The sequence below is a fragment of the Hymenobacter daecheongensis DSM 21074 genome (genome assembly GCF_900141805.1).
Taxonomy (GTDB): domain Bacteria; phylum Bacteroidota; class Bacteroidia; order Cytophagales; family Hymenobacteraceae; genus Hymenobacter; species Hymenobacter daecheongensis.
In genome coordinates this window covers 276,864-297,739 of record NZ_FQYN01000004.1, presented here as the reverse complement: position 1 = coordinate 297,739, position 20,876 = coordinate 276,864, and the positions used below count along the sequence as shown (strand labels likewise).

Sequence of the window (20,876 nt, the reverse complement as noted above, 5' to 3'; positions counted from 1 at the left end):
GCTGTGGTGGCCTGCTCGGCACAGGACGCACACGAGCAGGCCGGACTGGTACAGCAGCTACGCTTCAGCGGGCATATAGTGCGCTACTAATAGTGCGCTACTATGGGAACGGAGCAGAGCACTTTGATGAGCGGTTCTGACAAGGCTATTAAATGATAGTTGCTGTCTCCGCTTCACATTCTTTCTTCCACCTTTCATAGTGTTTTTGCATCTGTTCTGGTTTTCCCCCTTTGGGACTACCACCAGCATTGAGTTGGTTGATAATTTCCTGTGCTTCCTTTACCCGATCTGTCTTCCAGGCGAATTGGCTTGTCAAGTAAGCTCCAGCTGTGTCGGAATCAATAGGTGAATCATATTTGTGCAGCGTCATCAGGTAGGTAACTGTAACTGATTCGTTGCTATGGCTACGAAGGCTTTTATCCTTAGCTACAAATTCGTTCAGATCACTTAATGCATATTTGGTTATACAGGAGGGTTGGGGGTATGGAGTGACAGGTAGCGGATTGTTCCTTAGTTCCCGAGGATCCCATGTTTTGACCCATTTTTCTAGTTGGTGGGGAACCCAAGACACAGCAACAATCGCTACTACTGAACTGTACCCTTCAACCAGGAAAATTTCATCAGAGTCTAGCCCACAGGTAATAACAACTTCAGAAGATAAATTATTCCCACCACGATAGGTGGTAAGTGCTTCTGTCTTAATCAGTGGCTCAGAGGGATTGAATTTGAAACCGCCTTTGGTCGCAGACTTAATCTGATTAGGTGTAAATACTCCAACAAGTAGATCGTATATTTCCTTTTTAGGAGTTAGTAATACAATTTTCTTAATATCGGAATTGTCTTTGGCTATTATTAGTGCTGCTGCAACTGCTCTCTTGTATGCATCAGCATCGTTACCTGTGGCATTTAGATATAATCTGAGTTTGCTCATATTTCAGGTTATTACGGTTTGTTAAGGACTAGTTGTTGGAAACTTGGTCGTGCTGAATTTTAACTCTCAATTTATCTTTTAAGTCAGCAAAGCTCAGGTCTATAATGAGAATATCATTTACAATTTTATCTCCGTATGCCCCTATGGTTTTGAGTGTTATACGTGATTTGCTCTCACCGTAATAAGAAACATAGGCAATCGAGTCCAATGCAATTAGGGCAGGACGAAATTGGCTGGCAGGACCAGCATCGCTGGATTTGGTGGAGAATTCAATAAAGCCTTTCATGGTGGCGGTAGTTGGTGAAGAGTGAGTTTATTGCTCAATTGGCATTGATGCGCGCAAGTTAAGTATGTCTTCGAGGCGGCCGAAAGCAGTTGCTCTATATGGGGTGCTTACTCCTTCTACGATGCTGATAGCGCCCGGAATGGCACTGAACTGATCTGCTGTCGTGATGAACCTGCCTGAGTAGTTGATAAGTGATTCAATCTCTGTCGATGTAGGCTCGGTTAAAACAAACGTATTAACCAGCTCACTACACAGGCCCTGACTGGCTACTTGCTTGACTGGGAAAACGTAGTTATAAGCGGTAACACCATCTATTGTAGTATAATCGACCTTGGTAGAAGGGAACATAATGCCATCAACATCTTTGTTTTTAGTTACATACTGAAGTAGTAGCTGAGGAATTATGTACTCAGGCTTGAATGTGCCGTGTATCTCCTTTGTCCGAATTGAACAAGCTATGGTCAAAGGAAAAAGAAGTAGATATCTCAACATGTAGACGATATTCACAGATGGTACGAATTCAGCCGCTTCTAGGTCAGCTTGAAGATCGTCCAGCCGTTGGATCTTGACTACCCGTAATGGCCTTGTGGTTCTGAATTGACTGAAGTAGAGGTCTTTAATAGGGGCTTGATTAAATTCTTCCCAGCACACATAAACTGAGCTGCCTAAATATAAAGCCGGAAGTCCTGGTATACTATAGCGGCTGGTAGCTACCAAATGTCGGTTCTCAAAGGGATTATGAAACAGATCTTGGCGCTTCATTCTTCTGCCGTTACTCAAACGTGTGCGATAGAATCTGCTGGTTGCAGGAATGGTTGCGACAAGTGTTGTTTGAGTAAACCCGGCATGATCCAGTGACTGGTCGAATACTCTACTGGCTTCTCGCAGATCACCACGGTAGTAGCATTGAACAGCGGTCATTATACCAGTGGCAAGAAATTGAATCTTGTTATCGAGGGTGTATGACTCGTTTTTGCCAAAATCCAACGTGTTTAGAATATTATCAGTGTAATCTTTGAGGTGTGATGAATAGTATGCAAGATACTGGTTTATTCGTTTCTCTAGAAAGCATGGAAAATATATATCATTGGAATTTTGGCTGATGGGAATTTCGAATTCCGTATCTGATAGGAGGCCTATTATTTTTTTGTATTCTGTTGCGTTGAGATGCATATATTTGTTTGTTGTTTTGAATTATCTCCACACCTTCGCAGTGGATGCATTGTAAAAGTATACAGCCAGAGGTTTCTTGCGGTTCCTTTGGTCAGCAAGGCTTTTTGCTGCTCTCACAATTTCCTGATTTGTAGCATTATCTATATCACCGTAGATACTTATAAATAACTGCTTTACGTTGCTTTGTGGTATCATATTGAGAATATGGCTGTCATTGACAGCGAGAGAATGGCCATATATAAACAGCGAACCTCCTATGTTTGAGATGCTCCGAAGACCCCTAGAGAGATAATTACTGTGATTTATTTTAATAACCTTCTCTATGCTCTTTCCTTCGGAAACAAATAAGGGGAACAAATTATTATCTAATGCTGATCTGATCTGATCTATTAGTTTTATTCCTGTATTTATCCAAGTGTATTTTTTGAGTTTGTCTTCTGCATCAAAAAGATGCAACGCGCCGTGTAGATAATATGTGTTCTGACTATTTGTTTTATTAATGTCTCAAGTGACGTATTCCTCTTTGCCGCTATCATGTGTTCTGAATCCATCATCAGCAGTGGTTGTCTTTTTCGCTTCTGTATGCATCATAGTCCAATATAGTAGTAGATCATAATTCAGGGTATATATATTGTTGAAATGATTGATAAAATTCCTGCAATTTTCGTATTCCTCCTCTGTGATTTCGGAAGGTAGTGTAGGGTGAGTAGAAGCAATAGCATTGACGAGTATATTTTTTAATTCATTGGCATCATTATCGATTTGCTGTATTAATAACTTTTCTGAAGGTGCATATATCTTTAATACTTCACTTGCTTGGCGCAGATGCCGCATGACAATCTCAAAATCTTTTGTGTTCAAATGTGTGAACAAGCTTTGAGCATAAATGCTTAATGAGGTGAAATCTGCTTGTTTAAAGAGTGATTCGTATGTGAATATCTGACTTCGGCAAGCAATGCTAAATCCGTTTCCTGTCAATAGATGACGATTGCCGTTACCTGTTGATAGCCTGATAGCTTCTTGAAATGTAATGATTTCGTCGGCCATTGAAAATATTTTTGTAGTAAATTGTATGGCTGCGAAAAGCGTGTCGCAGCCTTAATACGTGAAAAATGGGTAATACAACTTCGTGAGAAGCCAAAATAGCATCTCAATGGGCAAATCAAGCTGTAATGAATAGGTAGTAGAGAGAGCGGGCGAGACAGAAGCTAGTCAAGACTGGCAACTCCGGAGCAAGCTAAATATTTCTTGGGATAGTATATACGACTTGGAAATATATTATTCCTATTACCCTTTAGCCGCCCCAGCATCGGCGGGGCCCATCGGGTGCTAAGTGTTCCGGCTGTCTATTGGCCTAGGCTTGTAGGAAGCCATCAGATTATCAGTCAAAACGTTTTTGGACTCTAAATTTTCACAGAGAATCGTTTTGGTCGATTTGATAACCTTTAACCCGGCCAAGATAAGCACATTCCCCAACTCCCCCTGCCAAAACGGCCACTCCCCAACTCCGGCCCGAAGTGTGCCGTAGCCCCGGCCTATGGCTCGTTCCGATTCCTTCTTTGCCGCGATGTCCGCTAAAAAGCCCCAGCCCGACGGCAAGCCCGCCGTTTCGGTGCGGGAGCGGTTTTCGGCGCTCAAAAACCTCCCGGAATTTCTGGGCCTGATCTGGCAAACCAGCCCGACCCTCACCCTCGGCAACGTGGCGCTGCGGCTGCTGCGGGCGGCGCTGCCGGTGGCTATGCTCTACGTGGGCCAACTCATTCTCGACACGGTGGTGCAGCTCAGCCGCCAGCCCGCCCAGGAGCGCCTGCTCACGCCGGTGTTCACGCTGGTAGCGCTGGAATTCGGCCTCGCCATTGCCTCCGATGCCCTGGGCCGCGGTGTGGCCCTGCTCGATTCGCTGCTCGGCGACCTGTTTGCCAACCGCACCTCCGTGCGCCTGATGGAGCACGCCGCCGAGCTGGATCTGGATCAGTTCGAGGACAGCACGTTCTACGACAAGCTCGAACGGGCCCGCCGCCAGACTCTCTCGCGCACCGTGCTCATGGCCCAGGTGCTCAGCCAGGCCCAGGATGCCATTACGATGGCTTTTCTGGCCGTGGGGCTGGTGGCCTTCAACCCCTGGCTGCTGCTGTTGCTGCTGGTGGCCGTCATTCCGGCGTTTCTGGGCGAGTCGCACTTCAATGAGCGCAGCTACTCGCTGGTGCACGGCTGGACGCCCGAGCGGCGCGAGCTGGACTACCTGCGCCAGACCGGCGCTTCCGACGAAACGGCCAAGGAAGTCAAGATTTTTGGCCTCTCGCCGTTTCTCATCGAGCGGTTTCGGCTGCTGTCGGATGAGTTTTACCGCAAGAACAAAGACCTCGTGATCCGGCGGGCGGGCTGGGGCACGTTCTTCGCCGGAGTGGGCGCTACGGGCTACTACGCGGCCTATGTCTACATCATCACGCAGGCCGTGCGCGGGCAGATTTCCATTGGCCAGCTCACGTTTCTGGCCGGCTCCTTCGCCCGGATGCGGGGCCTGCTCGAAGGCATCCTGAGCCGCTTCAGCTCCGTGGCCGATGGGGCGCTGTACCTCCAGGATTTCTTCGATTTCTTCCACCTCAAGCCCCGCATCATCCGCGACGAAACCCACGTGGTGCGCCCGTTTCCGCACCCGATCCGGGAAGGTTTCCGGTTCGAAAACGTGGGCTTCAAGTACCGCAACGCCGAAAAGTGGGCGCTGCGCAACCTGAATTTCGAGCTGCTGGCCGGCGAGAAGCTGGCGCTGGTGGGCGAAAACGGCGCCGGCAAAACCACGCTCGTCAAACTGCTCGCCCGCCTCTACGACCCCACCGAGGGCCGCATCCTGCTCGACGGCCACGACCTGCGCGAGTACGACCCGGCCGAGCTGCGCCAGGAAATCGGGGTCATCTTCCAGGATTTCGTGCGCTTCCAGCTTTCGGCGGGCCAAAACCTGGCCGTGGGCCGCATCGAGGAGAAGGACAACCAGGGCCGCATCGAATCGGCTGCCGCCCAGAGTCTGGCCGATACGGTGGTGCAGAAGCTGCCCAACGGCTACGACCAGATCATCGGCCGCCGCTTCGCCGGGGGCGTGGACCTGAGCGGGGGCGAGTGGCAGAAGATAGCCCTGGGCCGCGCCTACATGCGCGATGCCCAGCTGCTCATCCTCGACGAGCCCACCGCCGCCCTCGATGCCCGCGCCGAGCACCAGGTATTCCAACGCTTCGCCGAGCTGACCCAGGGCAAAACCGCCATTCTCATCTCGCACCGCTTCAGCACCGTGCGCATGGCCAACCGCATTCTGGTGATTGAGAACGGGCAGTTCGTGGAAATCGGCTCGCACGAGGAACTGCTGGCCAAGGGCGGGCGCTACGCCGAGCTGTTTGCCCTGCAGGCCGCCGGCTACCGGTAGCGTTCTGGCGAGGTCGGCCTCCGCGTGGGCCTCACCCCCTAGCCCCCTCTCCGAAAAGGAGAGGGGAAACTAGCTCTAAATTCTAGGGCAAGTAAATGTAGTTCAACGAAGTAGATTTGGATCTGGCGTCAGGCTCCCCCTCTCCTTTTCGGAGAGGGGCCGGGGGGTGAGGCCCACGCACAGAACGACCACCCAAGAACGTAACGGCTCCGGAGCCAGGAGGTGAGGCGCAACGAATACGCCAGTTGACGGCTGCTTATGGCTGACCACTTGGAGCCAGGGTCGGCGCTAAAAGAAGCTACTGCCAGCCCGAAAGGCCGCTAAGACAAAATTTTGCACAGATTTTGGGCTGACTATCAGGCGGTAGCGTACGAGTATGTTGTAACTTGAAAGGAAGGTTTCACTTACTGCGCCTCGTATGAAATTGTCCGTTACGCTCTGGTTATCGTTGGCGCTGGCCTTGTCCGGCTGCTTTGCCTCGCGCGAGGCCCGCATCGAGTCCGATTACAGCTACTCCGGCAACTTTCGCCGCTACCGAACCTACGAATTCGTGACCGGCAGTGGCCTGTCGGCCGACACGAGCAAAGTAGGCGAAATCACGCGCGACGCCATCCGCACCCGCATGAAGATTCAGGGCTACCGCGCCGCCCGCAACCGCCCCGATCTGCTGGTTATCTTCCGCCTGTTTGAGGGCGACATGGCTTTTCGGGGCTACGAGCAGGACGATATCACGCGCTGGGTAAACAACGGGCAGGTGGAAGACGAAGACACGCCCAAGGAAGAGCGCAAAGGCTACCAGCCCGTGCGCATGATCTTGGCCGAAGGCACGCTGCTCATCACGCTGGTCGACAACCGCACCAACCGCGCCGTCTGGAACGGCTACGCTTCCGGCGTCACGGTGCCGCCCGGCCCCCAGGGCGAGGTGGTCATTCGCCGCTCCGTGCGCTCCATCTTCGACCAGTACCGCGTGTTTACCGAAGGCTATCTGAACGGCACGGAAGGGCAGGGCACGCAGAACTAACGGCTCAGTTGGTCGCGCTCAGCAGCTGTTTGTGTGTAGAGACGCATACTTGCGTCTCATCGTTGAACGACAAGCGTTGAACAAACCCGTTGAACGACGCGGCCGACGAGACGCAAGTATGCGTCTCTACACCGTTCTAATGGTCTGAAAAATTATCCCCATTAGCTTCTCAGCCGGCGTTGCGCACCCCAATCAGCTCCGCGGCCACACTGATGGCAATTTCTTCCGGCGTGCGGCTGTTTATCGGCACGCCGATGGGGGCGTGTACCCGCGCCAGGGCTTCCTCCGCGCCGCCGGAATTTCGCAACGAATTCATCAGCTCCGCAATCTTGGCCCTGCTGCCCATCAGCCCCAGATATTTCACCCGGTGGTGCAGCAGCTGGCGTAGCGCCACCTCATCGGGCCGGTAGCCGAAGGTCATAATGACGATGTATTGGTTCGGGCCCTCCGGAATTTCCCGCGCCAGCGTGTCGTAGGGCACCGTGCGCTTGTGGTGAGCGTAGGGATTTTGGGCCAGCGTGTTCAGGTCGGGCCGGTCGTCGAGCACCGTTAGTTCAAAATCCAGCGTAGCCAGAATGCGCGACAGGGCCAGTGCCACATGCCCGCCCCCCACAATGGTCACCTGGTCGCGGAAGCCGAGACGCTCGGTGTAGCGCCAGTCGGGGCCTTCGTCGTAAGTGAAGCTGGGCGTTTCGGGCGTGGCCGGGCGCACTTGCAGACCCGCTTCGGAAAGCGTGAAGCAGGTGGCAGAAAGCTGCTCCAGCGCGGCAATACAGCCTTCCACGGCTGGCAAATCAGTTAGCTGCAGGGGAAAGAGCAGCACCACCTGTTCGCCGGAGCAAATCATACCGGAACGGTCGGTGGGTGCCTCGCGGCGGTGAATCTGGGGCCGCCGCACGATGCTGGTATCCGCCTCGCGCAGCCGGGCCCGGGCCAGGTCCACGAACTTATGCTCCATAATGCCGCCGCCGATGGAGCCGGCGGTGTCCTCATCCAGCCCCACGCTCATCTTGAACCCCTGCCGGCCGGGGCTGCTGCCGTGGCTGCTGAGCACGCACAGCAGCGCCACCGGCTGCCCGGCCCGCAGCCGGGCGGCGGCGTGCTGCCACACAAGCAGGTCGCGGGGGCGCGCAGCGGAAGAGGAAAGCGGATTTTGCACTGGAAAAAGGATGCTCAACGATAAAGAACAGTCAAAAAAAGAACGTCATGCTGAGCGCAGCCAAGGCATCTCGCGCGCTGATGTTGTTGGAAAAAGGGCGTCATGCTGAGCTTGTCGAAGCATCTCTACCGCTGACTTCAAAATGGTAACCTAAGTCCCTCCCTTTTGGGGAGGGGTTGGGGAGGGGTCCAACGTAGCGGGAGAGATGCTTCGGCCTCGTTCAGCATGATGTGCCTTTTCCAGCAACATCAGCACGCGAGATGCCTTGGCTGCGCTCGGCATGACGTTCTATCAAATCACGCTACGCCTCGGCCGAAACTGCTACCGGCACTGCCGCCGCCACCGCCGCCGGGTACAGATTCAGCAACACCTTCTCCGGCGTAATCGGGGCCGAAAAGTCTGCCAGGTGGCCGGGGCGGAAGGCCCGGATGGCGTCGCGCACTGCGAAGTAGGCCCCGATACCGTACATCAGCGGCGGCTCGCCCACGGCTTTGGAGCGCAGAATGGCCCGCGGATGGCCCGGCGTATCCAGAAAATGCACCGGCATGTGCTGCGGCACGGAATACAGGTCCGGGATTTTGTAGCTGTTGAGCGAGTTGGTGAGCAGGCGGCCTTCCTCGTTGAAAATCAGCTCCTCCAGCGTCATCCAGCCGATGCCCTGCACCGCGCCGCCCTCAATCTGGCCCTGGTCGATGGCCGGGTTCATGCTCTCGCCGAAATCGTGCACGATCTGCACCGCGTCGAAGGTGTAGGTGCCGCGCAGGCAGTCCACGGTCACGGTGGTGTAGGCCGTGCCGTACACGTGGTAGGCGAAAGGGTAGCCCTGGTTGGTGGTGGGGTCAAAATGCAGGTCGGGGGTGGCGTAGTGGGCGTTTTCGGTCAGACTCACGCGCTTCCAGTAGGCTGAGGAAACCAGCTTTTCCCAGTTCGTATCGGCCGCCACGCCGGCGGCCAGCACCTGCTCGTTGTGGATTTCGAGGCCTTCGTAGTTGAGCGTGTACTCGGTGCAGGCGTGGCGCAGCAGCCGCTCGCGCAGGGCGGCGCAGGCCAGCTGGGTGGCTTTGCCGTTGAGGTCGGCGGTGGCGCTGGCGGCGGAAGGGGAGGTGTTGGCCACCCGCGTGGTATTGGTGCTCTCCACCTTAATGCGGTTGGGCGAAATGCCCAAAGTCTGGGCCGCTACCTGGGCTATTTTGGTGTTCACACCCTGGCCCATTTCCACCGCGCCGGTGCTCACGCCCACGGTGCCATCGGTGTAGATGTGCACCAGGGCCCGGGCCTGGTTCATGGGCGTTTTGGTGAAGGAAATGCCAAAGCAGATCGGCATCACCGACAAGCCTTTTTTAAACTGCTCATTCCCGGCGTTGAAAGCCGCTACCTCGGCCCGGCTTTTCTCCAGGTCGTAAATCTTATCGGCCGTGTCCCAGCTCAGCTCGGCGTTGCACATCTCGGCCGGCTGCCGGTACGAGAACAGGTCGCCCTCGCGCAGCAGGTTCCGCCGCTGAATAGCACTGGCCGGCACGCCCAGTGCCTCGGCCGCCTTCACGATAGCCGACTCCATCACGAACATGCCCTGCGGCCCGCCGAAGCCCCGGAAGGCCGTATTGGGCGGCAGATTGGTGCGGCAGCTGTAGGCCGTGGCCGTCACATTGGGGATAAAATACGTGTTGGTCGCGTGGAAAAGCGTGCGCTCCAGCACGGCCGGCGACAGGTCGGCGGCGGCCCCGGCGTTCTGGTAAAACGTGACTTCGTAGGCCAGAATGCGCAGGTCGGCAGCGAGGCCGATGCGGAAATCAGAAGAGTAGGGGTGGCGCTTGCCGGTCATGCGCATGTCGGCCATGCGGTCCAGCACCAGCTTCACGGGCCGGCGCACCACGTAGGCGCCCAGCGCGGCCAATGCGCCCCAAGTCGTGGCCTGGTCTTCCTTGCCGCCAAAGCCGCCGCCGAGGCGCGTCACATCTACCTCAATCTGGTGCATGCCGATGCCCAGCACGTGTGCCGTGTGGCGTTGCACGGCCGTCGGGCCCTGGGTAGAGGAAATGATGCGCACGCCGCCCATCTCCGTCGGGTAGGCATAGGCGCCCTGGGTTTCGATGTACAGATGCTCCTGCCCGCCCGATTCGGCTACACCCTCAAAAACGTGCGCACATTGGCTCCAGGTCGCCGCCGAGTCGCCCATGCGGAAGGTGCGCGGCGGCACGATCAGCTCGCCTTGTGCCGCCGCCACCCGCGGATCGGTGATGATGGGCAGCGGCTCGATTTCGGCCTTGATGAACGCCAGCGCGGCCAGCGCCTGATGCTCGGTTTCGGCCAGCACCAGCGCCACCGGCTGCCCCCGGAAATGCACGTGTTCCTCGGCCAGCAGCGGCTCATCGGGCACGATGCCGCCAATCTGGTTTTCGCCGGGAATATCCTGGGCCGTGAGGATGCGCACCACGCCGGGCTGCGCCAGCGCCGCCTCAAAGTCGAGACTCAGCAGCCGGCCGTGCGCCACCGGCGACTCAAACACGGCCGCGTGCAGCGTGCCCCGCTGGGTCGGAATGTCGTCTACGTACTGGGATTCGCCGCGCACGTGGCGCACCGGGTCGAGGTGGTTCATGGTGGGGGTATTCGGAGAGAGAGGAGGATGGGCTTGGGGTGGCCGCTATTCTCAATGTTATTTCACAACTGGGCTTGTGGTTTTTCGTCGGTCATTTGCCGTTTGTCATCCTGAGCCTGCGAAGGACCTTATGGGATGAGAACGAGTCGTTATTAAGCAGGTCGTTCTATTGTGATAAGGTCCTTCGCAAGCTCAGGATGACAGACGGCAAATGACCGACGACGAAAAAACTACACCAGCTCCCGCAGCGCAATTCGCTCGGGGAAAAACCGCAGAAAATGCGCGAACAGCAGCTGCCGCAACAGCAGCCGCTTGTACTCCGCCGTGCCTCGGGCATCACTGATCGGGCTGATTTCCGTCTGCATCACGGCATTGGCCGCCGCCAACGTTTCGGCGCTGATTTCCTTGCCGGCCAGAAAAGCCGAGGTGTTGGTCAGGAATAGCGGAATGGGCCCCACACCGCCCGCTGAGAGTCGGGCTTCCTGGACAAAGCCATTCTCAGCCCGCACCCAGGCGGCCGAGTTCACGCTGGCAATATCCAGGTGGGTGCGCTTGCTGACTTTCTCAAAATTGAAAAAATCGGTCGACGCGGGAGCCGGAAAGGTGATTTCCACCAGCTGCTCGTCGGCTTCCTTGGTGAGGGTTTTGTAGCCCCGGTACAGCTCGCGCAATGGCAATTCGCGGCGCTGCTTCGCCGCCGTTTCCAGCGTGATGCTAGCATCGAGGGCCAGGAAGAAAATGGTCAAATCGCCGATAGGGGAAGCGTTGACGAAGTTGCCGGCCACGGTGCCCATGTTGCGGATCGGCGTGCTCGATACCAGCTTCAGGTAGTCCGGCAGGCGCGGAAACAGCTGCTGCATGAGTGGTGAGTCGCGCAGGTTTTCGGCGGTGGCAGCGGCGCCCAGCACCACGCGGCCGTCGGCTTCCTGGCGGATGCCGCGCAGGTGGGCCTGGTCGTACACCAGCTGCACCGGCACAGCGCGGATGTGTTCCGGGCGCTGCACCAGCAGGTCGGTGCCGCCGCCCAGAATTTGGTTTCGGGCTTCTGGTTTCTGGTTGTTGGCTTCGTTCTCGGCCTGCAACTCGGTTTGTAACGCTTGGAGCCTGGTCGGAATATCCTTGAAATAAGCGGGCACAAACTGCTGCTCGCTGAGCCAGCTCACCACGTTTTCGGCGGGGCGGGCGGCCAGCTGATCCGTGAGCAGCGCCGTGGCCCGCTCCAACGATTTGTAGCCCGTGCAGCGACAGATATTGCCATCAATGGCGGCCAGGCCGCTTTCCGACGTGGCCGGCTTGTGGCTCAGCGCGTGCCCCGTGAGCGACATTACGAAGCCTACGGTGCAGAAGCCGCACTGCGAGCCGCCTTCCTGCACAATGGCCTGCTGCACCGGCGTGAGCGTGCCCGCGGCGGCATTAATGCCTTCCACCGTCACGATGTGCTTGCCGTGGGCATTGCCCAGCGGCGTGAGGCAGGAAGTCATGGACTGGTAGCGAATACCCTGGCCATCGGGCTGCAGCTCGCCGACCAGCACGGTGCAGGCCCCGCAGTCGCCCTCGCGGCAACCGATTTTGGTGCCGGTCAGGTGCTGGTTGTAGCGCACGAAGTCAAGCAGGGTGCTGCCGGCCGGCTGGTCAGTACGGATGCGTTGGTTGTTGAGGTAAAAGTGAAGCATGCGGCGGGTGGAATTTCAAAGCAGGGCGTTCAAGTTAACAAAAAAGTAACATTGCCTTGCGCCGCTACCTCTGACTGGGCATTGATTTATGGGCAAATTCAGCTCGTATAGCTGTTTTGCCCTGCTATTTCATCGACCAACGCCCACAAAAAGCCCGGCCATCCTTGAGCGGACAGCCGGGCCGGAACGAGCGGGCAAAACCTGCTTATTTCTTGAGGTTGGGAATGCGGAACTGCAGGCCGATGGATGGAATAAATGTGAAGCCTTTCAGCTTGGCTGTCTGGTTGTTGAGCAGCTGATACGTGCCGTAGTTTTGATAATACATAGCAAACGCTGGAATAACGTAGGCGTAGCGGTAGCCAATCTTGACGTTGGCAAAGGCCCCGTATGAGGAAAAGTCGCGCTTCTGCTCGGGCAGCGTGGGCAACAGCTCCGTATTGGAACCGGATTTATAAATATTGCGCGGGTCAAAGCCGTAGCGCAAGAACGTGTGGGTATACACCGCGCCGAAGGAAATGGCCCCGACTTCCTCTTCCTGCCCAAAGGAGCGGCTGAATACCACCGGCACCAGCACGTCCTGGCGGTTGGCGCGAAAGCGCAGCAGCCCATCAATATCATCCAGGTAGGGGATGCTCGGCAGCTTGGCTCTTTGGGTAGCAAACTGCAGCCCGATGCTACCGTACAGGCTGCCAGCGGCCCCGCCGGGGCTTTCGGGCGTGCCGGTAGTGCCCATAAATTGGTACATGGCATCGAAAACGTGGGAGCCGAAGGCGTACTTGTAGCCCACGTCGAGGCGCGGCAAAGCGCCGTAGCGCACGTACAGGTCGGCGGCGGGCTGCACCGGGTCGATAACGTAGGCCAGCGCGGCCACCTGGAGCTTGTCCACCAGTTCGCTGTACTGCACTTTGTCCTGGCTGCTGAGCTGCGAGGCGGCTTCCTTCACCGCCGCACCGGTTTTGCCGATGGTTTCCGTCGGGATATTAAAGGCCTGATTGCCGCCCACCCGAAACTCGCCCCGCGGCGTGACTTTGCCCGAGCTGGTGATGGCGCGCGGGGCCATGCAGCTGGTAGTGAACAGCGTAGCCACGGCGGCCAGTACGGAAGCGGAAGAAAAAGAAGGGAGCCGTTTCATGGGAGAAAAGCGGAAAGAAGCCAGGAATAGAAGAGCCGGAGTGCGCGGCCCAAACACTAAAATCAGGCCGAAAGTACGGTGCCCGGCCGTAGAAGCTGCCGGCGCGGCCGCAAAACGGGCGCTGGTCGGCGCCGCCCGCCGCGGCACCGGAAAGCAGCTACGGTTGTGCTAATACCCGGCCTCGTCTTGCGTCTTTTCCGTTACTTGCATCAGCATTGCGCTTAGTACTCCCCTCATGATCAGCAGCGAACGAAACAAGGTACTTGTCGATGGAAGTGTCTTCTATCAGACCCGCTACCATATTACCCAGCTGCTGGAGCTGGCCGAAATGTATCTGCTGGTGGAAGTATCGCCCCTGGGTATTCTGTATAACGACAACGTGACGGCCATTTCGCCCGCTGGCGAGCTGCTGTGGAAGGCGCAGGTGCTGCCCTCGGTTTCCGGGGCCGTAGATAACCCGTATATGAGTGTGCGCGAAACCGAGGGGCAGCTGTGGGCCAGCAACTGGCTGGGCTGGGCCGTGCAGCTGGACCCGGCCAACGGCCATATTCTCCAAAAAGTCTGGACCAAATGAACATTCTGTATGGCGTGCCCGGCGAAGGGCTGGGCCACGCGACGCGCAGCAAAGTCGTTATCGGGCATTTGCTGAGCCAGGGCCACCATGTATGCGTGGTGAGCAGCGCCCGCGCCTATCAGATGCTGGCGGCCAACTTTCCGGGCCGCGTGCACGAAATTCGGGGCTTCCATCTGGCCTATAAAAACCTCACCGTGTCGAAATCGCGCACGGCGGCCCTCACGCTACGCACGGCCCCCGAGAACCTGCGCGTCAACTTCGCCAAGTACCGCGAGCTGCTCTGCGACTTCACTCCCGAACTGGTCATTTCCGACTTCGAGTCGTTCAGCTACCTGTTTGCCAAATGGCGCCGGCTGCCCGTTGTTAGCATCGATAACATGCAGATTATCAGCCGCACGGCGCTGGATGTGGCAGTGCCGCGGCAGGAGCGGGGCAACCTGAATCTGGCCCGCCAGATTGTGCGGGCCAAGCTGCCGCGCAGCCGCCATTATCTTATTAGCACCTTCTTTGCGCTGCCCGTCACCCGGCCCGCTACAACGCTGGTGCCGCCCATCATCCGGCCCGAAATTCTGGCCGCCAGGCCCACTACTGGCGGGCATGTGCTGGTGTACCAATCGGCTACCAACCAGAAGGACCTGGTGCCGATGCTGCAAAGCCTGCCGGGGCAGGAATTCCGGGTGTATGGCTTTAATAAGGAAGAAAGCCACGGCAACGTGCAGTTGCGGACTTTCAGCGAGCAGGGCTTCATTGACGACCTGGCCAGCGCCCGCGCCGTGGTTACGAACGGCGGCTTTTCCCTCATCAGCGAAGCCGTGTACCTGCACAAGCCCATCTGTGCCATCCCGATTCCGGCCCAGTTCGAGCAATTCCTCAACGCCGCCGAAGTGGAGAAGCTAGGCTACGGCCGCCATTTCGAGGCCCTCACCGCCGACAACCTCAAAGCCTTCCTCTACGACCTGAGCGGCTTCGAAAAAGCCCTTAGTACCTATACCCAGCAAGGCAACGACGAGCTATTCGCCCAGCTGGACAAGCTGCTCATTTGTTAGTTGACAGTTGCTAGTTGTCAGTGTTGAATTGCCCCTGAACGAACTGACAACTAACAACTAGCAACTGTCAACTAACGACTGAATACTGGCAACTTCCTATCTTGGCTCACCCATGAGCCAACTCGCCTTCCGCCGTTTTGCCGTTGCCGCCGCCGCAGGCTGCCTGAGTTCCGTCGTTGTTTCCTGCGCCTCGCGGCCCACCGCCAGCACCCTGGCCTCAACCAATAAGTTTGCTGACGCTACGCTGCGCCAGATTGCCACGGCCCAGGATGAGCGCGCCACCGCCGCGCTGCTGCCCTTTCTGGAGCGCCCCGAGGCTGGCTACCGCCGCGAAGCCGCCCTGGCCTTCGCCTCGGTGCAGGACAAAGCCGCTACCGCCGCCCTCAGCGCCCGTCTCGCCGACGCCGACATACTGGTGCGCCGGGCCGCCGCCTATGCCCTCGGCCAAACCACCGACTCGACCGCCGAAAACGCCCTGCGTCAGCGCATCAGCATCGAAGCCGATGCTACTACCCGCCGCTACGTGCTGGAAGCGCTGGGCAAATGCACCTCCCGCGCCGGCCTGAGCACGCTCACCAAGCTGCCCGCCGCCCTGGCCACCGATACCGCCGCGGTGGCCGGGCAGGCCTGGGGCCTGTACCGCGCCGGGCTGCGCGGCCTCACCTCCGAGGCCGCCGTGGCCCGCGTGGTGCAGCTGCTGGGCAAAAGCAATCCGTATAGTGCCCGCTTGGCCGCCGCCAATGCGCTGGCCCGCACCCGCGGCCTCAACCTGACGCCCTACGCCGCCGCCATCGGCACCGCTGCCCAGACCGATACCCGCTACGAGGTGCGCAGTGCCGCGGCTGCTTCCCTGAGCAAGGCCGCGCAGGCCGCCACCGTGCCCGCCACGTTGGTCACTCTCATCCGCCGCGACCCCGACTACCGGGTGCGGCTCAGTGCGCTGCGGGCCGTGTCGGCGGCCCAGTATGCGCCGCTGAAAGAAGCCGCCTGGGAGGCCCTCACCGATGCCCACGAGCAGGTGGCCCTCACGGCCGCCGAGTTTTTTCTGGCCCATGCCAAGGGCGAGCCGGGCGCGGGGCTGCTGGAAAAAGCCAATAAGCTCACGCCCTGGCGGGTGCGGGCCACGCTGCTGGCCGCCGCCCTCCGGCAGGGCGGCGAGCAGCAGGCCGCCATCCGCACGGCCGTGCAGCAGCGGTACTTAGCCGCCGCCGACCCGTATGAAAAAGGCTATCTGCTAAAAGCGCTGGGCGAAGATCCGGCCGCTTACGACTTCGTTTCCCAGGCCACGTTTCTGGCCGGGCAGCCCGTCGTCATTGGCACATATGGCATAGAGGCGCTGGTGTCCATGCGCAGCCATCCGGCGTTTCCAGCGGAGCTGCAGCCGGCCTTTGCCCTGCTGCTCCAGCGCGCCATCGGCACCGGCGACGTGGCGCTGATGGGCACGGCCGCCGAAGCCCTGCGCAACCCCAAGCTGGATATGCGCCGCCTGTTTGCCAACACCGTGTTTCTGCGCCAGGCCCGCGACAAGCTCCTGCTGCCCCGCGACCTGGAAGCGTGGCAGTCGCTGCAGCAAACCATTGATTTTATGGAGAATATTCCGGCCGTGCCGCTGCCGGTGGCCAAAGCCGCCACGCACCCCATAGACTGGGGCGTGGTGCAGGGCATTCCGGCCGGGCAGCGCGCCATTGTGCACACCGGTAAGGGCGATATCACCTTCCGGCTGCTGGTGGAAGAAGCGCCCGGCTCGGTGGTCAGCTTCGTGCAGCTGGTGCGCCAGGGCTTCTATAATGGCAAGAATTTCCACCGCGTGGTGCCCAACTTCGTGGCCCAGGGCGGCTGTCCCCGCGGCGACGGTTGGGGCAGCTCCGACTACAATCTGCGCTCCGAATTCGCTGATCTGCACTACGGCGCGGGAGCCGTGGGCCTGGCTTCGGCCGGCAAAGACACTGAAAGCTGCCAGTGGTTCATCACCCACGCCCCCACGCCCCACCTCGACGGCCGCTACACCATTTTCGCCCAGGTCGTCAGCGGGATGGACGTAGTGAGTCGCCTCGAAATCGGCGACCGAATTGAGCGGATTGAGTTGGTGCGGTAATAGCCGCCTGCTGGTCCGATAAATGAAAAAGGTCAACTCTCCGATGAGAGCTGACCTTTTCACGTTTCATAGCTTACGCCTTACGCGTCTTCGCGGCCATGTACCTGCGCGGGGGGCGAGGTGGCTTCCACGGCGCTGAAGGCTTCCAGAATCTTGTAGGTGTGCGAGGCGTTCTTCGGCACCACCCACGAGTTGCCGGCTTCGAGCAACACCATCTGGCCTTCGCTGTGAAACTCGGCCCGGCCGCTGAGCACGTAGCCCACGGTTTCATAAGGCCGGGTAACGGCCGGTTTGGCTTCGCCAGGCTGCTCGTTTTCCCACAGGCGCATGGCCACATGAATGCCGGAGGCCAGGTATTTTTCGCCGTCTTTACCCTTGGGCGAATGTTTGGAATCTACTTTGGTGATGGTGGTATCGGCCATTGGAAAGGTAATTTGGAAGTGGAAAAAGGAGCGGTGTCGTACTGAGTTCTGACTTCCTAACGCAAGGCAGCGCCGGCCGGTTGTGCTTGGGCGCCATCCAAACCTTCGGGCCGGCGACGGGTTGCTGAATACTGTGCCACTGCTATCTTGCCGGCGCAAGGCGAGGCATTGCCCGCAGTTTCTCTGACCCCCAGTTTCATGCAAGCTGCTTTCATTCAGGCCCTGGCCCAGGCCCACCAGCAGGCCCCAGCCCCGCTGCCGGCCCCGGCCTTCTGCCAGCTCGCCGATCAGCTGCTGGCACTACTTTTCCCGGAGCGCAGCACCCGGCCGCTGACCAGCGCTCCCGAAATAGAGGCCCAGCTAAGCGCCTGGCAGGCCGAATTTGCCAGCTTACTCCGCGCTGTGCTGCCGCCGCCGCAAGCCGATGCCGTGGCCGCTACCTGCCTGGAGCGCCTGCCGCGGCTGCGCGAAGCTCTGCTGCAGGATGCCGCCGCCATCGTGGCCGCCGACCCGGCCGCGCAGGGCCTCACGGAAGTCATCAGCACGTATCCGGGTTTCTACGCCATTGCCCTGCACCGGCTGGCGCACGCGCTGGGGCAGCAGCAGGTGCCGCGCGTGCCCCGCCTGCTCAGCGAATACGCTCACACCCGTACCGGCATCGACATTCACCCTGGTGCCCGTATCGGCCCCTCGTTCTGCATCGACCACGGCACGGGCCTCGTCATCGGCGAAACGGCCATCATCGGGGCCTACGTGCAGATTTTTCAGGGCGTCACGCTGGGGGCGCTGAGCGTGGCCAAGCACTTGGCCAACCAGAAGCGCCACCCCACCATCGAAGACCACGTGGTCATTTATGCCGGAGCCACCATCCTGGGCGGCAGCACGGTGGTAGGCAGCCACAGCATCATCGGGGGAAATGTCTGGCTCACCGAAAGCGTGCCGTCCCATTCCCGCGTCTACCACCGCGCCCAGATCCACGTAACCCGCACCGAAGACCCCACCGCCGACTTTGCCTTTTCCATTTGACAAATGGTGAGTTAGTGAATTAGCGAGTTGGTGAGTGTGATGTTCGGCCCGCGCCACCTGCGTAAGTCGCACGTAAAACTTCCTAACTCAAAAACTCACCAATTCACTAAGTCACTAATTCACCATTATGAAAGCCAACACCATCCTCGATACCATTGGCAACACGCCGCTGCTACGTATCAACCGCCTCTTTGCCCAACGCCCCGACGTGGAAGTATGGGTGAAGATGGAGCGCGCCAACCCCGGCGGCAGCATCAAAGACCGCATTGCCCTGGCCATGATTGAGCAGGCCGAAAAAGACGGCTTGCTAACGCCCGACAGCCTGATTGTGGAGCCCACCTCCGGCAACACCGGCGTGGGCCTGGCGATGGTGGCCGCCGTGAAAGGCTACAAGCTCACGCTGGTTATGCCCGAATCCATGTCGATTGAGCGCCGCCGCCTGATGGCTGCCTACGGGGCCAACCTGGAGCTAACGCCCCGCGAAAAAGGCATGAAGGGTGCCATTGAAAAAGCCCACGAAATAGTGCGCGATACGCCCGGCGCTTGGCTGCCCATGCAGTTCGAGAATCCCGCCAACATCCGCATTCATGCCGAAACCACCGCCCAGGAAATCCTGCGCGACGCGCCCGGGGGCTTCGATTTTCACATTACCGGCGTGGGCACCGGCGGCCATATCACGGCCGTGACGGAAGTGCTCAAGCCGCATTTTCCGGCCATGAAAACCTTTGCCGTGGAGCCCGAGCTGTCGCCCGTCATCAGCGGCGGCGCGCCCGGACCGCACCCCATTCAGGGCATCGGCGCGGGCTTTATTCCCGTCAACCTGCACACCAACATCCTGGATGGCACCATCCACATCAGCCAGCAGGAAGCCTTCGATATGGCCCGCCGCGCTGCCCGCGAGGAAGGTATGTTCGTGGGCGTGTCGTCGGGGGCTTCGCTGGCTGCCATCGCCAAAAAGCTGCCCGAAATGCCCCAGGGCAGCCGTGTGCTCACCTTCTGCTACGACACCGGCGAACGATACCTATCGGTAGAAGGCCTGTTCGTCTAAAACCATGGATTCGTCCGGATTTTTTGGATTTCACGGATTTTGTGGACGGCGTGAATTTCTGTTCAGTCAGCAATTAACAAGAAAGGCCACCCAGATGGGTGGCCTTTCTTGCTTCCGGACTCTGTTAGAAAAAGGTTGCGCCGTCCACAAAATCCGTGAAATCCGAAAAATCCGCGCTAATCCGTGGTCCAAAAAAAAGCCTGACCGGTGGGTCAGGCTTTTTGAAACGGGAGTGGAGAATATCGGAGTCGAACCGATGACCTCTTGCATGCCATGCAAGCGCTCTAGCCAGCTGAGCTAATCCCCCGTTTGGTGTAGTACCATCCGCCGGTTGCGTTTGGTTTGACAAAAGTACGGCGCGATTTCGTTTTGGCAAGCCCCAGCGTGAAATTTTTCATAACCCCTTCATAGCTAACCCAAAAAAATATCGAGGCAGATTAACTTTTCGTTACGGAATGGCTGTTGGTAAGGACCTGCTCGGGATAAAATGAATTAACCCCTTATATTTGAACCACCATTCTTCCTCTCAACATGAAACACACGTTCCTCACTTTACTGGTCGGCTTGGCACTTGCCTCATGCTCAGAAATCAATACGGATCCTGCTCCCGTGCGGGCCACTCGTACGGTGCAGACGGCGACGCTTACGTACAGCCTTTCGGCCAAGCCAACTGCGGCTACCGACACGGCGTTGGTGAATCCTAAACTGGAGATTTACACGTATCCGGTCACGACGAACGAAGACGGTTCAACCACTACTCCAAACGTAACCGGCACGTTGCTCAGAACCATTACCGACTTTTCGTCGCCCCAACCTATCACACTCATCACCGCTCCTGTAACCGTGACCGATGGCGTTGCTAGTCCGTTGGGTCTGCGTATGGTGTTCAGCAGCAGCAACCGGCCGGGCCGCCGGTCAGGTGCTTTGTCGCAGCGCATGTCTGCATCGCTGTTGGTAAATGGCACGCAGCGGGCTACGTTCACGTTTCAGGGCACCAACTTCGCCCGCACATTTACGCCCGCCAACGGCGGCCCATTCGTTTCCACTTTCAGCACAAACATCGGCGGCTATTCCTTCTAGACTACCGCTGCCACGTAGCTTTTCTTATTCGCAAAACGCCGGCCTACAGAAGTAGGCCGGCGTTTTTGTTTGTGCAAAATCCGGGGTTAGCTAACCGTGTGATACTGCCCGATAGACTTCCGGGTGGTGCTTTAGAAGTGCTACCGATATTCTATTGATTCCCGGGCTTGTGGTGCAGCATCTGAGTTTGAACAAGGCA

At 58.2% G+C, this 20,876-nt stretch carries 16 protein-coding genes, 1 tRNA gene and 1 pseudogene; 8 read left to right on the top strand and 10 right to left on the bottom strand.

All coding sequences use genetic code 11. The features are described from left to right. Positions 1-148 precede the first annotated feature (148 nt). The 4 genes and pseudogenes from BUB62_RS18990 to BUB62_RS19550 all read right to left on the bottom strand — a co-directional run bounded on the left by BUB62_RS18990 (position 149) and on the right by BUB62_RS19550 (position 3,437). Positions 149-931 (bottom strand): hypothetical protein, encoded by a 783-nt coding sequence (locus BUB62_RS18990; protein WP_143164096.1) that lies wholly within the window; start codon positions 929-931, stop codon positions 149-151. Positions 932-959: 28 nt separating this feature from the next. Beyond that, positions 960-1,217 carry a hypothetical protein gene (locus BUB62_RS09440; RefSeq protein ID WP_073109176.1) on the bottom strand — a complete coding sequence of 86 codons (258 nt, stop codon included), beginning with the start codon at positions 1,215-1,217 and terminating at the stop codon, positions 960-962. 27 nt (positions 1,218-1,244) lie between these two features. Beyond that, positions 1,245-2,390 (bottom strand): RES domain-containing protein, encoded by a 1,146-nt coding sequence (locus tag BUB62_RS09435; protein ID WP_073109173.1) that lies wholly within the window; start codon positions 2,388-2,390, stop codon positions 1,245-1,247. A gap of 21 nt (positions 2,391-2,411) precedes the next feature. Beyond that, positions 2,412-3,437 (bottom strand): annotated as a pseudogene (locus BUB62_RS19550) (DUF4917 family protein). A 490-nt stretch (positions 3,438-3,927) separates the two neighbouring features. Between BUB62_RS19550 and BUB62_RS09425 the strand changes: the two are divergent. Then, the gene (locus tag BUB62_RS09425; RefSeq protein ID WP_084538959.1) at positions 3,928-5,805 is read left to right on the top strand and encodes an ABC transporter ATP-binding protein; all 1,878 of its coding nucleotides are present in this window, start codon (positions 3,928-3,930) and stop codon (positions 5,803-5,805) included. A 418-nt stretch (positions 5,806-6,223) separates the two neighbouring features. After that, on the top strand, positions 6,224-6,826 hold the full coding sequence (locus tag BUB62_RS09420) for a DUF4136 domain-containing protein (RefSeq protein ID WP_084538958.1): 603 nt from the start codon (positions 6,224-6,226) through the stop codon (positions 6,824-6,826). 169 nt (positions 6,827-6,995) lie between these two features. Here the strand turns inward: BUB62_RS09420 and BUB62_RS09415 are convergent, their stop codons facing one another. The 4 genes from BUB62_RS09415 to BUB62_RS09400 all read right to left on the bottom strand — a co-directional run bounded on the left by BUB62_RS09415 (position 6,996) and on the right by BUB62_RS09400 (position 13,386). Further along, entirely contained in the window at positions 6,996-7,985 is a 990-nt protein-coding gene (locus BUB62_RS09415; protein ID WP_234988663.1) for an XdhC family protein, read from the bottom strand. Positions 7,986-8,286: 301 nt separating this feature from the next. Then, the gene (locus BUB62_RS09410; RefSeq protein WP_073109165.1) at positions 8,287-10,581 is read right to left on the bottom strand and encodes a xanthine dehydrogenase molybdopterin binding subunit; all 2,295 of its coding nucleotides are present in this window, start codon (positions 10,579-10,581) and stop codon (positions 8,287-8,289) included. Positions 10,582-10,811: 230 nt separating this feature from the next. After that, a complete protein-coding gene (locus BUB62_RS09405) occupies positions 10,812-12,254 on the bottom strand; it encodes an FAD binding domain-containing protein (protein WP_073109162.1) in 1,443 nt (480 codons plus the stop codon). Between the two features lie 205 nt (positions 12,255-12,459). Then, positions 12,460-13,386 (bottom strand): hypothetical protein, encoded by a 927-nt coding sequence (locus tag BUB62_RS09400; RefSeq protein WP_073109159.1) that lies wholly within the window; start codon positions 13,384-13,386, stop codon positions 12,460-12,462. Positions 13,387-13,621: 235 nt separating this feature from the next. Here BUB62_RS09400 and BUB62_RS09395 point away from each other — a divergent pair, with 235 nt between their 5' ends. From BUB62_RS09395 to BUB62_RS19295, 3 genes are all read left to right on the top strand, one after another. Continuing rightward, positions 13,622-13,960 (top strand): DUF7957 family protein, encoded by a 339-nt coding sequence (locus BUB62_RS09395; RefSeq protein WP_073109156.1) that lies wholly within the window; start codon positions 13,622-13,624, stop codon positions 13,958-13,960. Then, entirely contained in the window at positions 13,957-15,006 is a 1,050-nt protein-coding gene (locus BUB62_RS09390; RefSeq protein WP_073109155.1) for an MJ1255/VC2487 family glycosyltransferase, read from the top strand. The genes BUB62_RS09395 and BUB62_RS09390 overlap by 4 nt, the downstream gene beginning before the upstream one ends. A 112-nt stretch (positions 15,007-15,118) precedes the next feature. Then, entirely contained in the window at positions 15,119-17,101 is a 1,983-nt protein-coding gene (locus tag BUB62_RS19295) for a peptidylprolyl isomerase (protein ID WP_073109152.1), read from the top strand. An 80-nt stretch (positions 17,102-17,181) separates the two neighbouring features. Here the strand turns inward: BUB62_RS19295 and BUB62_RS09380 are convergent, their stop codons facing one another. Further along, positions 17,182-17,523: a cupin domain-containing protein gene (locus BUB62_RS09380; protein ID WP_073109150.1), complete on the bottom strand. Its 342-nt coding sequence runs from the start codon at positions 17,521-17,523 to the stop codon at positions 17,182-17,184. Positions 17,524-17,721: 198 nt separating this feature from the next. On the opposite strand from BUB62_RS09380, the gene BUB62_RS09375 reads away from it, so the two are divergent. Both BUB62_RS09375 and cysK read left to right on the top strand, forming a co-directional pair. Then, positions 17,722-18,549, top strand: a complete 828-nt coding sequence (locus tag BUB62_RS09375; RefSeq protein ID WP_073109148.1) for a serine O-acetyltransferase — start codon at positions 17,722-17,724, stop codon at positions 18,547-18,549. 127 nt (positions 18,550-18,676) lie between these two features. Beyond that, positions 18,677-19,597 (top strand): cysteine synthase A, encoded by a 921-nt coding sequence (cysK, locus tag BUB62_RS09370; RefSeq protein ID WP_073109145.1) that lies wholly within the window; start codon positions 18,677-18,679, stop codon positions 19,595-19,597. 233 nt (positions 19,598-19,830) lie between these two features. Here the strand turns inward: cysK and BUB62_RS09365 are convergent. Continuing rightward, positions 19,831-19,904: transfer RNA gene (locus BUB62_RS09365), tRNA-Ala, on the bottom strand. A gap of 224 nt (positions 19,905-20,128) precedes the next feature. On the opposite strand from BUB62_RS09365, the gene BUB62_RS18980 reads away from it, so the two are divergent. Next, complete coding sequence (locus tag BUB62_RS18980) at positions 20,129-20,677, top strand: hypothetical protein (RefSeq protein ID WP_143164095.1); 549 nt, start codon at positions 20,129-20,131, stop codon at positions 20,675-20,677. Positions 20,678-20,876 lie beyond the last annotated feature (199 nt).

Excerpts from the sequence above, each read along its gene's own strand:
- BUB62_RS09440 (WP_073109176.1), bottom strand. The coding sequence starts at position 1,217 with ATGAAAGGCTTTATTGAATTCTCCACCAAATCCAGCGATGCTGGTCCT.
- BUB62_RS18990 (WP_143164096.1), bottom strand. The coding sequence starts at position 931 with ATGAGCAAACTCAGATTATATCTAAATGCCACAGGTAACGATGCTGAT.
- cysK (WP_073109145.1), top strand. The coding sequence starts at position 18,677 with ATGAAAGCCAACACCATCCTCGATACCATTGGCAACACGCCGCTGCTA.
- BUB62_RS09400 (WP_073109159.1), bottom strand. The coding sequence starts at position 13,386 with ATGAAACGGCTCCCTTCTTTTTCTTCCGCTTCCGTACTGGCCGCCGTG.
- BUB62_RS09395 (WP_073109156.1), top strand. The coding sequence starts at position 13,622 with ATGATCAGCAGCGAACGAAACAAGGTACTTGTCGATGGAAGTGTCTTC.
- BUB62_RS09410 (WP_073109165.1), bottom strand. The coding sequence starts at position 10,581 with ATGAACCACCTCGACCCGGTGCGCCACGTGCGCGGCGAATCCCAGTAC.
- BUB62_RS09380 (WP_073109150.1), bottom strand. The coding sequence starts at position 17,523 with ATGGCCGATACCACCATCACCAAAGTAGATTCCAAACATTCGCCCAAG.
- BUB62_RS19295 (WP_073109152.1), top strand. The coding sequence starts at position 15,119 with ATGAGCCAACTCGCCTTCCGCCGTTTTGCCGTTGCCGCCGCCGCAGGC.
- BUB62_RS09405 (WP_073109162.1), bottom strand. The coding sequence starts at position 12,254 with ATGCTTCACTTTTACCTCAACAACCAACGCATCCGTACTGACCAGCCG.
- BUB62_RS09420 (WP_084538958.1), top strand. The coding sequence starts at position 6,224 with ATGAAATTGTCCGTTACGCTCTGGTTATCGTTGGCGCTGGCCTTGTCC.
- BUB62_RS18980 (WP_143164095.1), top strand. The coding sequence starts at position 20,129 with ATGAAACACACGTTCCTCACTTTACTGGTCGGCTTGGCACTTGCCTCA.
- BUB62_RS09390 (WP_073109155.1), top strand. The coding sequence starts at position 13,957 with ATGAACATTCTGTATGGCGTGCCCGGCGAAGGGCTGGGCCACGCGACG.
- BUB62_RS09435 (WP_073109173.1), bottom strand. The coding sequence starts at position 2,390 with ATGCATCTCAACGCAACAGAATACAAAAAAATAATAGGCCTCCTATCA.
- BUB62_RS09425 (WP_084538959.1), top strand. The coding sequence starts at position 3,928 with ATGGCTCGTTCCGATTCCTTCTTTGCCGCGATGTCCGCTAAAAAGCCC.
- BUB62_RS09375 (WP_073109148.1), top strand. The coding sequence starts at position 17,722 with ATGCAAGCTGCTTTCATTCAGGCCCTGGCCCAGGCCCACCAGCAGGCC.